A 13128-nucleotide genomic window follows, 5' to 3' on the forward strand; every position below is an offset into this window, starting at 1 on the left:
TACTCATTGTTTTTATTGGGTGTTTGTACGAAAATGTACTTAACTTTGAACCAGGAATTATTGGCTTTAGAAGCTACAGCAGTTACATGACAGAATTATTTCAGTATTTTTACGCTATTTTGTTATTTTTAAGATTGAGGAGATATTGAAAATGCCAATTATGTAAGTCGTTTGCTCTTGTATAGACATGTCACCGAGACTGCCATATTATTGTTGGCAAAATAACAACAACCTTCCTATATGGTAAATTATGAATTCTAAAAAAATCACTTTAAGCTCGGCGGTATTACTGGCGATATTTGGCCTTTCTGGCTGCGGCCAAGACACTACGCCAACAGCTTCAACGGCGAAAGCAGTTAGCACACCAGAACAAGTAGCTGCTGTTACTTATCCAATGACAAAAAAAGTCGATGTTGTTGATGATTACTTTGGTACAAAAGTAACTGACTCATACCGTTGGTTAGAAGACGACATGAGTGCTGAAACCGCTGAGTGGGTTAAAGCGCAAAACAAAACCACTTATGGTTATTTAGAGCAAATTCCTTACCGCGATAAAATAAAATCGCGCCTTGCTGATTTATTAGATTATGAAAAAGTCGGTATGCCCTTTATTGAAGGTGACTATAGCTACTTTTATAAGAATGACGGCTTACAAAACCAGTATGTTTTATATCGTCAAAAAGGTGATGAGGCGGCTGAAGTATTTTTAGACCCAAATGCGTTTAGCGAAGACGGTACAGTTTCTTTGTCTAGCATTGAATTTACTGAAGATGGCTCGCATGCAGTTTACCTAATTTCAGAAGGTGGCAGTGATTGGCGTAAAGCGCGTGTAATTGATACTAAAACTAAAGAAGTGATTGAAACTGAATTGGTTGATATTAAATTCAGTGGTCTATCATGGGTAGGTAACGAAGGTTTCTATTACTCAAGCTACGATAAACCTAAAGGTAGCGAACTTTCTGCAAAAACAGATCAACATAAACTTTATTACCATAAGCTAGGTACAGCGCAAGCTGAAGATACTTTAGTATTTGGTGGCACAGACGCTGAGAAGCACCGTTATGTCAGTGGTGAAGTAACGAAAGACGGTAAGTATTTACTAGTTTCGGCGGCAGTTTCTACCTCAGGTAATAAATTATTTATTAAAGACTTAACTAAAGATAATGCCCCGTTAGTAGCTGTGGTTGATAACACCGACTCTGATACTTACATGGTAAGCAGCAATGGCGATGACTTATTATTTGTAACTAACATGGCTGCGCCAAATAAGCGTGTTGTAAAAGCCAATGCGAATAACCCAAGCCCTGAAAACTGGCAAGACGTTATTGCTGAAACTGAAAATGTTTTATCAGTTTCAACAGGCGGCAAATACTTGTTTGCTAAATATATGAAAGATGCGACATCGTTAATTCAGCAATATGACTTAAATGGTAAAAAAATTCGCGATATCGCCTTACCTGAAGTGGGTACGGCTGGCGGGTTTAGTGGTAAAGAATCACAAACTAAACTTTATTACTCGTTTAGTAACCAAAAAACACCTTCAACAATTTTTAGCTTAGACCTTGCTAGTGGCGAGTCGTCAGTACATATGAAGTCTAAAGTTAAGTTTAACAGTGATAACTTTGAATCTAAGCAGGTATTTTATACCTCAAAAGATGGCACCAAAGTGCCAATGATCATCACTCATAAAAAAGGCTTAAAACTTGACGGCAGTAACCCAACTATTCTTTATGGATACGGCGGTTTTAACATTAGCTTACAGCCTCGCTTTAGTTCAACACGTGCTGCATGGTTAGAATTAGGCGGCGTATATGCGGTTGCTAATTTACGTGGCGGCGGTGAATACGGTAAGAAGTGGCATAACGCCGGTACGCAAATGAAGAAGCAAAATGTTTTTGACGACTTTATTGCTGCCGCGGAATACTTAATCGATGAAAAAGTAACATCGTCAGATAAATTAGCAGTTATGGGTGGCTCTAACGGTGGTTTATTGGTTGGTGCGGTAATGACGCAACGCCCTGAGCTATTTAAAGTTGCATTACCGGCAGTTGGCGTATTGGATATGTTGCGTTACCACACCTTTACCTCTGGCGCTGGCTGGGCGTATGACTACGGTAAGTCAGATGATAATGCTGAAATGTTTAAGTACTTATTAGGTTATTCACCTGTACATAACGTAAAAGCGGGCACTCATTACCCTGCAACTATGGTGACAACGGGCGATCATGATGATCGCGTGGTTCCTGCCCATTCATTTAAATTTGCCGCTGAACTACAAGCGAAACAAACTGGTACTAACCCAACTTTGATTCGTATTGAAACTGATGCAGGTCACGGTGCGGGTACGCCAATTAGCAAAACGATCGACCAGTATGCTGATATTTATGGTTTCACGTTATTTAATATGGGCGTGAAAGATATTTAATCGCAAAATTAGGCTGTCGTTATACGGCAGCTAACAAAAAGCCCAGCAATTGCTGGGCTTTTTTATGCTTTATAACTTGGTTAAGTATAAGCTGCGTTAAACTTAACTCTTTTAAAATTAACTGTTTAAGCGAAAGTGTCTTGCAATGGTGGTACTACTTGCTTCTTACGGCTCATGATGCCGTCAATCCATACTTTGCCGTCAACAAGTGTTGTGTTGTAAGCTTTTTCGACAATGCTAATGTCGTCACTTACCACTAATAGTTCTGAGCCTTCTTTCATAATGTCAGTTAATAACAACATGACGGTATGACGGTTACCTTCTTCTTTAACCGCTTGTAAGTCAGCTTGTAATTCCGCTTTCATTTCGTCAAATAATGCAAGGTCGATAACTTCTAATTGACCAATACCAACAATGTTATTGTTCATGTTGAAGTCTTTAAAGTCACGTAGTACTAAATCACGCACTGGCGTACCTTCAACTGAAGATTTTACCGTAAACATTTCCATGCCTAGTGCTTTGTAGTCTTCAATGCCTGCTATTTCAGCAAGGGCTTCAACACATTTAATGTCAGCTGTGGTACAAGTTGGCGACTTAAAAATTACTGTGTCAGATAAAATCGCACACATCATAGCACCAGCAATGCTCTTTGGAATTTCAACACCGTGGAAGTCATACATCATTTTGATAATGGTATTAGTACAACCTACCGGGCGCACCCAAATTTCTAATGGCGTAGACGTGGTAATATCACCTAATTTGTGATGATCAATAATGCCTAATACGGTTGAGTCATCAATGTCATCTGGACCTTGAATACGGTCAGAATGGTCAACAACATAAATACCGTCTGTATCGGCAAAAGTCATTTTAAGCTCAGGCTGTTCAAAGCCAAACTTGTCTAAAATGAACAAGGTTTCAGGTGAAAGCTCACCTAGACGAGCTGGCTTTACATCTTCACCAATAGTGTTTTTTAGATAAGAAAGGGCAATGGCTGAACAGATTGAGTCTGAATCAGGTGTTTTGTGTCCTACTGCATAAGCTGGCATAAATCGTTATCTCCAAGTGCCATGTACCGATTAACAAATTGGCGTTATTCGGGGTATCAATAATATGGCGCGTATTCTATCAAAGTATCGCACTATTCGCCTAGTCACTATTTGCAGTCTTTTTATACAACTTTGGTATGAATTAATTCATGATTTTGATTTGTCTTAAGAGTTCGGCGGCTAATCCTTTGTTGTTCGAAAATATTAGGCTACTATTGCCCGGCAATAATTATAATTTTTGTTCAAAATAGCGTATGCATATGGACAGCTTTTTCAAATGAGGAACTTATGTCGAAATTAAAATCATTAGTGGCATTGGTGTCATTGGCTAGTGTTAGCGCACTGGCGAGTGACGTGATCACTATCGAAGATATCCCAAAAATAAAATCAGTACGCAGCAGTGTGATCAGCCCAAGCGGTGATTATGTTGCTTTTACTCGCACGCTACCACGTGAATTATATGTCGATAAAAATGGTAGCAGTTATAGCGGTCTTTATATTACGGATACTAAAGGCAATGCTCGTCCATTTATTACCGGCAAAGTGAATGTTGGCGGCTTAGAATGGTCAGCTGATGGCAAGTTTGTTTATTTTCTTGCGAAATTTAAAGGTGATAAATTTACCCAGCTATACCGCATTCCGGTTGATGGTGGTGAACGCCAAAAAGTCATGGGCTTAAAAGATACCTCGATTAGCCGTTATGACATTAGCCCTGACGGTAAGCAAGTGGCCATTTTAGCAATGCCTGCGAAAGATAAGTCAGAGAAAAAACTGAAAGAACTTGGCTTTAAAGCTGAAGTTTATGAAATGGACTTAAAGAATAAACAGCTATTTGTTACTGATTTAGCCGCACAAGATAAGGCCGTTAAGCTAGATGCTGTTGATATTGCTGGTTATGTAAGTGATATGAATTGGTCAGCAGACAATGAACAATTATTAGTTAAAACCCAACCGACGGCATTAATCGACGATTCATACACGAAAGCCCAATGGCATGTAATGAATTTAGCCGACCAAAAAGTGACGATGTCAATTGCTACCGAAGGTAAGTTAGGTACGGCAGAGTTTTCTCATAACGGTAAACATATTGCCGTGATTGGCGCAGAAGATAAGCACGACCCTGCAACAGGTCGTTTATATTTAGCCGATGTGAAAACTGGTGAAATCAAAGATTGGTTACCTAAGTTTGCGGGTCACGTAACGGATATTGAATGGTCACATAAAAGCAATAAACTAAACTTCATTGCTAATGTTGGCACTGAAAGCATTGTTGCTAATATTAAGCCAAACAGTAATAGCTATAAAACTCAGGTAAAAGCTGGGAAGATTATTGCGTCTTCGTTGTCAGTGTCTAACTCTGATAAAACTTTATCAGTAAAAGGTCATACCGCTAAGCACCCGAATGAAAGTTACATTGTTCGTGGTAAAAAGTTGACAAAAGTAACGGACTCTAACCCGTGGTTAAACGATAAACGCTTTGCTAAGCAAGAGTCTATCACCATGAAAGCGCGTGATGGCGTGGAAGTGGGTGGTATTTTAGTTTATCCATTAGATTACAAAGAAGGTCAACGTTACCCATTAATCATGCAAGTGCATGGCGGTCCAGAAAGCCATGAGAAAAATGGCTGGGTAACAGCGTACTCTAAGCCTGGTCAAATGGGTGCTGCTCGTGGTTATGCTGTATTTTACCCTAACTACCGTGGTTCAACAGGTAAAGGTGTTGAGTACTCTAAGCTGGGTCAAAATGATTATGCTGGCGCAGAGTTTAACGACTTAGTTGATATGAAAAACTACCTTGTTGAAATGGGCTTAGTTGATACTAAGCGTGTTGGTATTACTGGTGGTTCATATGGCGGTTATGCTTCAGCATGGGCAGCAACTAAATTGACGGAACATTTTGCGGCTAGCGTAATGTTTGTTGGTATTTCAAACCAATTATCTAAGTTTGGTACTACCGATATTTCAAATGAAATGCATTTAGTACATGCACGTTCTTACCCGTGGGACAAATGGCAGTATTACCTAGAGCGTAGCCCAATTTATTGGGCACATCAGTCAAAAACGCCTTTGTTAATTATGCACGGTAAAGATGACCCACGTGTACACCCAGCTCAATCAATGGAAATGTACCGTTACATGAAAGTACAAGGTAAAGATGTACGTTTAGTTTATTACCCTGGTGAAGGTCACGGTAACCGTAAAGCAGCTGCACAATATGATTACAGCTTACGTTTAATGCGTTGGATGGATAACTACCTAATGGAAGGCAATAAAGAAATGCCTGACTATAAGCTAGACCATAAAGCAAAGTTAAAAGCGAAAAAAGCAAAAACCAAAGAAGAAGACGAAAGTAAATAAACATAGTTTTTCTTAGATGAAAAAGCCCAAGTTAGAAAGAAACTTGGGCTTTTTTATACGTGTGAAATTGACTAATAATTTAACTTAGTAGTTTTGCCCCAGAATACTTTATAAGAAAATATTGTGTAACCGATGATCATAGGTAAAACAATTACTGCACCGACAAAAATAAACCATAACGATTCTCGAGCACTGGCAGCATCAAAAATAGTCATTTTAAATGGCACTATGTATGGGTAAAAGCTATACGCTAAACCGCAAAAACACATAATAAATAGAATAATTGCCGCTAAAAATGGGAACCAGCAACCGATATCATTCTCCATTGGCACTTTATTCAAATAAAGATGTACAGTGACAAAAATAAAGCCCAATAAAAGTGTTATTGGAATAACAATCAGTACTTGAATACCACCTAGCCATTTATCCATTATTTGTTGGTCAATAAGTAAGTTAGCTAAACATATCGCGACAATACCAACGGCCATTAAAATATTAGTTTTTTGTGCCCATTTTGCTGCTCGTTTTTGCAAGTCTCCTTCTGCTTTCATCACCAACCAAGTAGCACCAATAAAGCTGTAGCCTGCTGTAACACAAATAGCGGAAAGGCTAGAAAAGCCAATACTTAACCATGAGTCTTCAAAAGAGGTGATATAGCGTCCTAACATGTAGCCTTGTGCAAGCGTTGCTAGCAGTGAGCCAAATTTAAAAGCGTAGTCCCATTTTTGTTTATCAGTACTTGGCGCTTTGGTGCGAAAATCAAAAGATACACCACGCAATATTAATCCCGCTAACATGACCGCTGTTGGTAAGTACAACGCTTGAAAAATAATGGAATGTGCTTTTGGAAAAGCAATTAATAATAAGCCGATTGCCATTACCAACCAAGTTTCGTTAGCATCCCAAAATGGGCCAATGGAGTAAATCATGCTATCGCGATGTTGTTGGTTGTCTAAAGGCAGAAGTACGCCAACACCGAGATCGTAGCCGTCTAAAATTGCATAGATTAAAAATGACAGCCCCATCAGGCCGATGAAAACAACGGGTAGCCAATCAGGCGAGGTTATATTCATAATTTAGCTCCTAATTGTTCTTTAGTAATGAGGTTATTGTCAGGATTTTCGGTATTTACTGTCGGTGTTGCTTGCTCAAGGGCAACGGCGCGGTTAGCCATAACAAATAAGGTGCGGATGTAGGCAATCAGTAAAAAACTATAGATAACAGCATATAAAGTTAGCGATAAAGCAATCTCTTCAGGTGGCGTCGTAGTGACGGCATCTTTGGTGCGCAGAATACCGCTAACTAAATAGGGTTGACGGCCAATTTCGGTAACATACCAACCTGCTAAGGTTGCGAGCCAGCCTGAAAATGTCATGGCTATACCTGTTTTTAATAACCAGGTTGGATATTGTTTTTTGACAACAAATTGATAACTGGCAAACCATGAAAACAATAGCATTAATACGCCAATACCTATCATGATACGGAAGCAAAAAAATACCGGCGCTACTGGTGGGTGTTCACCAATAAAGTCATTTAGCCCTTGTATTTCACCATCGGCATCATGCGTTAAAATTAAGCTAGCGACATTCGGTACTTTTACTTCAAAGCTGTTTTCTCGCTTTTCTTCATCAGGTAAAGCGAATAGCAATAAAGGTACACCAGAATCTGTTTCCCAGACACCTTCCATTGCGGCTACTTTCGCGGGTTGATGCTTAAAGGTATTTAAGCCATGTAAATCGCCAACGAATATTTGTAGAGGAATAAGTAAAGCAGCTAAAACAACGGCAAAGTTTAACGCTTGTTTGACCGACTTTTTGTTATCGCCTTTAAGTAACCGATAAGCTGAAATACCAGCAATTAAAAATGCAGAGGTTAACCCTGAAGCTAATAGCATATGCATTAACCGATATGGCATTGATGGATTAAAAATAACCTCTAACCAGCTAGTTACATGAGCGACGCCATCAATCATTTCAAAACCTGCTGGCGTTTGCATCCAAGAGTCGAGCGATAAAATCCAAAAGGCTGAAAGCGTAGTGCCGAATGAAACCAACACTGTCGCTAGGGTATGTACGCGGTTTGAAACGCGGTCCATACCAAACAGCATAATAGATAGAAACGAGGCTTCTAAAAAGAAAGCGGTAAGTACTTCATAGCCAAGCAAGGGACCCGCAATATTACCGACGGTTTCCATATAGCCTGGCCAATTGGTGCCGAATTGGAACGACATAGTGATACCGCTTACAACGCCAATAGCGAAGGTGAGGGCAAATATTCGCACCCAAAAGCGATAAACGCGCAACCAACTTTCGTCTTGGGTTTGGTTGTAGCGCACTTTGAAAAATAACAATATCCAGCATAAAGCGATATTGATGGTTGGAAATAAAATATGAAAACTAATATTGGCAGCAAATTGGATGCGTGAAAGCATGAAACTTGTGTCATTAGCAATAGCTGCTGCATCTAACACGTGATGTACTCCACTTGGTTAAGGTAAGTTTGTCAGTTATGTATAATTGACTGATTAAATTATGTTCTAGGTTTTTTCTCGGTTGTTACTATCGGCTTTAAAAGTTAGCTAGCGGCCTAAGTCACTAGCGTAATAATAATTTATCTTTTACATCTAATATCTTGCTAATGCCTTCACCTAATTTCAGCAGCGCAGACAGCTTTTCAGATGACATGCTTTGCATTTCGGTTGTCCACAAGGTCACCATTTCCATGAGGTCATGCATTTGCTGAACCCGCATTTGTGCATATTCGTCTGACTCATTGCTGGGTTGTTCCATTAAAGCATCGCGCAAGGTTGAAAGAGTTGGATCAAGTTCACGTTTTCTGCGCTCAACCACTAAGGTGCGTGCTATTTCCCAAATATCGCTTGGTGCAGAGAAATACTCTTTTCTGTCACCTGGAATATGATGTAGTTTGATCAGGTTCCACGATTTTAATTCTTTTAAGCCCATGCTGACGTTTGAGCGAGAAATTTGTAGCGCTTCGCTAATTTGGTCAGCATTTAATGGTGCTTCAGTTAGCACGATAACGGCATACATTTGGCCTAGCGTACGGTTTAATCCCCAACGAGAGCCCATTTCACCAAAATGCAAAACCAGTGATTGCGTCATAGGTGTTATTTTCATACTTACTGTCCTTTCTGAATTTTCAGTAATTTGTGAAAATTGTAGGCCTTTTTTGATCTAAGTCAAGCATTTGAAGCCCAAAAACGATGTTTTTTGTGATTTTTATCACAAGGCGTTATTTCTGGAGTGAGGGGGGGAGATAGATCGAGATAGGATTTTAGCGGTGTGAAATGAATTGCCGGCTTAGTTAGTTAATTCATGTTTAGTTGCTGTAAAAGCTTTATAATCCCAGTTTGAAACGTAATTAACCACATTTGATAAGGCACAGCATGAATACCAAAATATATAAGCGCGTACTTTCGCTCACTGATAGCTTAATGGCCGCTGTTCAACAAAAGAATCAATCAAGGTTCGATGGTTATTATTTGGAATTAAAACAGCTATGCGAAGAGCATGAAAACACAGATAAAGATCACCCTGTGCAGTGGGAAACTCTGGCTGACTTTACCGATGATTTAGCCTTGGCCGTGACAATATATCAGCAAGCGTTAACTAAGGCTGAAGCAATTAATAATAAAGATTTTCGTTCATCAATTGGTTATTCAATTGCGGCATTAAAGGTTGAGCTAAACGACAAAATTGGCGCAATCGAAGCTTTAGAACAAGCAAAAAGTAGTTGTAATAAAATTGTCGATAAACAACTAAAAGCAGAAATTCATGACTTGCTAGTAGAGTTAAAAAACTCGTAAGTTAATTGCTTTAGTGCCTTAAAAATAATATTCCAAGCGCAGAGTATGTGGCTATTATGCCGCACTATTGCTAGCAATAAGTTCCCGTGTATTGAAAGCTATTTAATCATTTTTATTCACGGTACAATCACAACGTAAATGTGGCACATACGCGGGCGTGCTTTATCATCCGTATAGTAAATAAATCGTTAAATAACCCTAGAAGAATTAAGTATCGTAATGAAACCCTATAACAATATTGCTGAATTAATTGAAATGCTAGAGTCTGAAATTGTTGCTTTATCTGAGCAAATTTCAACATTGAAACAAGAGCCGCAAAGCTTTAATGAACAAGTTATCTTGAAATATATTGATACTGCGAGCACAGGCCAAACCAAAGATTTTGTTAGATCATTAGGGGTGAAGTCTGAGCGCGGTTCGTTATTTTCATCGGGTGATGTTAGCAAATTAATTAAAAATGGTGCTGATGATATATCACCTGAGTTGCTAGCTATTGCTCGCCAAGTTGTCAATATGAAAAATAAAGCAGGAAAGTTTCGTTAAGCAGATACAGCGATGGCGCTAATCATCTAGCGCCATCACCGAAGCTTAAATTTTTTGGTTAATATGCTTAACTAAAGTTAGTGCTTAGCTCTTCTATTGCTTCGGCATTGCTATTAACTTCTATGCTTTTATCTGATACTTCACCCGCTAGCTGGGTATTTCGTTGAGATATGTTGTCAATATTGTGAATACCTTGAGTAATTTGCTCAGCAACAACACTTTGCTGTTCAGACGCAGTGGCAATTTGTGCCGTCATATCATTAACATTTTGAATATTATCGATAATGTTTTGCATGGCTTGCTTGATATTTTTTGATTCAGTGGAACATTCATCTGCACTGTTCTTATTCGTCAACATGACTTGGTTCCAAGTGGTTAATGTTTTTTGTAATTCCGTAACAGAGAGTTGAATTTGCTCCGTGGCACTTTGTGTGCGGCTTGCTAGCGTTCTAACTTCATCAGCAACTACTGCAAAACCTCTACCTTGCTCGCCAGCTCTTGCTGCTTCAATCGCGGCATTTAGTGCCAGTAGGTTAGTTTGATCGGCGATTCCTTGAATTTCACTCATCACGGTAGATATTTTATCGACGTCGGCGACTAGCTCAGTGGCATTATTTGCGGCATTTTCAACATCGCTAGCGAGTTGCGCAATTTTGCCTTCACTGGCATCAATCGTGACTATGTTTTGTAGGCAGTCGGCTTGTACTTCTGCAACTTTATCGTGAGCTAAGGTGGTACTTTGACTAACTTCACCTATGGTTGCACTCATTTGGGTAATAGCAGTAGCAAATTGGCTAATATGCTCATTTTCTTCTTGGATACTATTGCGCATTTCGTGTGAGGTTTGCGCTAGTTCGTCTGCGAGTTTTGCTAATCTTCCACCTGAATCGTTACATCTTCCTAAAACTGTTTTTATTCGTGCTTTATAGAGTTCAGTGGGGTAATTAATAATACTGAGAATGCCTTTGCCTAAGTAAATAAGGCGAGAGGGGCTATCAAATTGTTTTTTGGTTGTGGTTAATTGGTTGGGGAGTGAAATCAACTCTTCGGCAAAAACTATCGTTAATAACGCTAGGCAGCCAAGTAAAATGAAACTAGATATGGCTGTGCCAACAAGTGCTAAATCAAGTGTTATAGCGGCTATTATAAAAATTAATGCGCTTATGCGCTTTAAACGGATATTGGCATGAAAATCAACAATTGGCTTATTATTGTTTAGTTTATCGTAGAGGTCTTGTGCTTGCGTCTTTTGCTTGTCACTGGGGAAGGCACGTACGGATTGATAGCCCGTCACTTGACCATTTTCAAATAGTGGTGTGACATAAGCATCGACCCAATAATAGTCACCATTTTTACAGCGATTTTTCACCATACCTCGCCATGAATCACCCTGTTTTAACTTTTCCCATAGATCTTTAAAAGCTGCTTTCGGCATGTCAGGGTGTCGAACAATATTGTGATGTTGGCCAATGAGCTCCTCTAAACTATAGCCGGAAATTTTACAAAACTCTGGATTAGCGTAGGTGATTACTCCGTTTAAATCTGTGGTTGATACGAGTTGTTCTTGTGGAGTGAATGTGCGCTCAACGGTGGAGATATAGCTCATAGTTTCATCTTCCTTGATAAAAGATTTTGATAGAACATTTATCTTATCATTATATGTGTTTTAACCCACATTTTTATTGTGTGTTCTGTGTTTGTTTTAACTTTACTGTAGCTAATTAATTGATTTTTTGTCTGATTAATTGTGTGTATTATATCTAACTTTTTTGGTGTCGAATATGGGGGTGAGCAAATAAAAAGCACCTGATGGTTTTTCAGATGCTTTTATGTTGATGCAGGGGATTGGCTAGTACGTTATTTGTAATAACCTAAACAAGCTTCTACTTCATTTTTTGAACCCATGATCACTTCAACACGTTGATGAATGTCAGTTGGTTCAATATCCATGATACGACCTTCACTTGTCATCGCTAAGCCACCGGCTTGTTCAATTAAAAAACTCATTGGGTTGGCTTCATACATTAAGCGAAGTTTGTATGGCTTCTCAGGGTTTTTATTATCTGCTGGATAAGTAAATAAGCCACCACGGGTTAATACGCGATGAATATCGCCAACCATAGCGGCAATCCAACGCATGTTGAAGTTTTTGCCACGTGGGCCAGTGTCACCGGCGAGTAAATCACTAATGTAGTTTTGCATTGGTGCTTGCCAAAAGCGTTGGTTTGACATGTTAATAGCAAACTCTTGGGTATCTTGTGGTACTTGTACGTTACGTTCAACTAATAAGTAGCCGCCATGAGTACGGTCTAACACGTAAAAGTGTGTGCCGCTGCCGGTTGTCATCACTAACATAGTTGATGGTCCATAAAGTACATAACCCGCACACACTTGGCGATTACCTGATTGCTTGAACATATCAGGGTCGCTAGCTTCCATATCGGCTGGCGCTTCATGAATTGAGAAAATCGTGCCGATTAACGAGTTGATATCAATATTTGAGCTACCATCAAGTGGGTCAAATGAAACAATAAATTTACCATTTTTATCACCAGCAACTGAAGTATCTTCTTCTTCAGATGAAATGGCTTTGACAAAGCCTGACTCCAATAAAATATCTTTAAATAATTCATTGGCAACGACATCAAGTTTCTTCTGCACTTCACCTTGAATGTTTTCATCCAAAGTAGAGCCCATTAAGCCGCCCAAGTGCGCTTGGCTGACACGAAATGAAATTTCTTTGGTGGCAGCTAAAATAGTTTTTATTAATGAAATTAAATCTAACGGTACATTATCTTCACGTAAAGCTGGAGCTAGTCGTTGCATCGGGTTACCTAATCACTTTAGAGTCGAACTCTTATTATAAGAGTAAATTGTATATTGTATTTAATTTTCGATGTTATGATGTATTATCAAGACATCAA

Annotated in this window: 10 protein-coding genes; 4 read left to right on the plus strand and 6 right to left on the minus strand. The window is 39.2% G+C overall.

What is annotated here, in order from left to right; all coding sequences use genetic code 11:
- The first annotated feature begins 250 nt into the window (after positions 1-250).
- On the plus strand, positions 251-2425 hold the full coding sequence (locus AC27JP_RS16525) for a prolyl oligopeptidase family serine peptidase (RefSeq protein ID WP_487117033.1): 2175 nt from the start codon (positions 251-253) through the stop codon (positions 2423-2425).
- A 125-nt stretch (positions 2426-2550) separates the two neighbouring features.
- On the opposite strand, the gene AC27JP_RS16530 is transcribed toward AC27JP_RS16525, so the two are convergent.
- On the minus strand, positions 2551-3474 hold the full coding sequence (locus AC27JP_RS16530; protein WP_487117034.1) for a manganese-dependent inorganic pyrophosphatase: 924 nt from the start codon (positions 3472-3474) through the stop codon (positions 2551-2553).
- Positions 3475-3762: 288 nt separating this feature from the next.
- Here AC27JP_RS16530 and AC27JP_RS16535 point away from each other — a divergent pair, with 288 nt between their 5' ends.
- Positions 3763-5832, plus strand: coding sequence for a S9 family peptidase (locus tag AC27JP_RS16535; RefSeq protein WP_487117035.1), 2070 nt, complete (start codon positions 3763-3765; stop codon positions 5830-5832).
- Positions 5833-5903: 71 nt separating this feature from the next.
- Here the strand turns inward: AC27JP_RS16535 and AC27JP_RS16540 are convergent, their stop codons facing one another.
- From AC27JP_RS16540 to AC27JP_RS16550, 3 genes are all read right to left on the minus strand, one after another.
- Positions 5904-6905 carry a cytochrome d ubiquinol oxidase subunit II gene (locus AC27JP_RS16540; RefSeq protein ID WP_487117036.1) on the minus strand — a complete coding sequence of 334 codons (1002 nt, stop codon included), beginning with the start codon at positions 6903-6905 and terminating at the stop codon, positions 5904-5906.
- A complete protein-coding gene (locus tag AC27JP_RS16545) occupies positions 6902-8266 on the minus strand; it encodes a cytochrome ubiquinol oxidase subunit I (RefSeq protein WP_487117209.1) in 1365 nt (454 codons plus the stop codon). Before AC27JP_RS16545 ends, AC27JP_RS16540 begins: the two co-directional genes overlap by 4 nt.
- 163 nt (positions 8267-8429) lie before the next feature.
- A complete protein-coding gene (locus AC27JP_RS16550) occupies positions 8430-8972 on the minus strand; it encodes a GbsR/MarR family transcriptional regulator (protein WP_487079962.1) in 543 nt (180 codons plus the stop codon).
- Positions 8973-9241: 269 nt separating this feature from the next.
- Between AC27JP_RS16550 and AC27JP_RS16555 the strand changes: the two genes are divergently transcribed.
- Both AC27JP_RS16555 and AC27JP_RS16560 read left to right on the plus strand, forming a co-directional pair.
- The gene (locus AC27JP_RS16555) at positions 9242-9661 is read left to right on the plus strand and encodes a tetratricopeptide repeat protein (protein ID WP_487117037.1); all 420 of its coding nucleotides are present in this window, start codon (positions 9242-9244) and stop codon (positions 9659-9661) included.
- 219 nt (positions 9662-9880) lie between these two features.
- Positions 9881-10204, plus strand: a complete 324-nt coding sequence (locus AC27JP_RS16560) for a hypothetical protein (RefSeq protein WP_487117038.1) — start codon at positions 9881-9883, stop codon at positions 10202-10204.
- Between the two features lie 67 nt (positions 10205-10271).
- Here the strand turns inward: AC27JP_RS16560 and AC27JP_RS16565 are convergent, their stop codons facing one another.
- Positions 10272-11810: a methyl-accepting chemotaxis protein gene (locus AC27JP_RS16565; protein ID WP_487117039.1), complete on the minus strand. Its 1539-nt coding sequence runs from the start codon at positions 11808-11810 to the stop codon at positions 10272-10274.
- A gap of 251 nt (positions 11811-12061) precedes the next feature.
- Positions 12062-13030, minus strand: a complete 969-nt coding sequence (locus tag AC27JP_RS16570; RefSeq protein ID WP_487117040.1) for a class 1 fructose-bisphosphatase — start codon at positions 13028-13030, stop codon at positions 12062-12064.
- Positions 13031-13128: the final 98 nt, after the last annotated feature.

This window comes from Colwellia sp. SU-HH01172 (assembly GCF_057553355.1).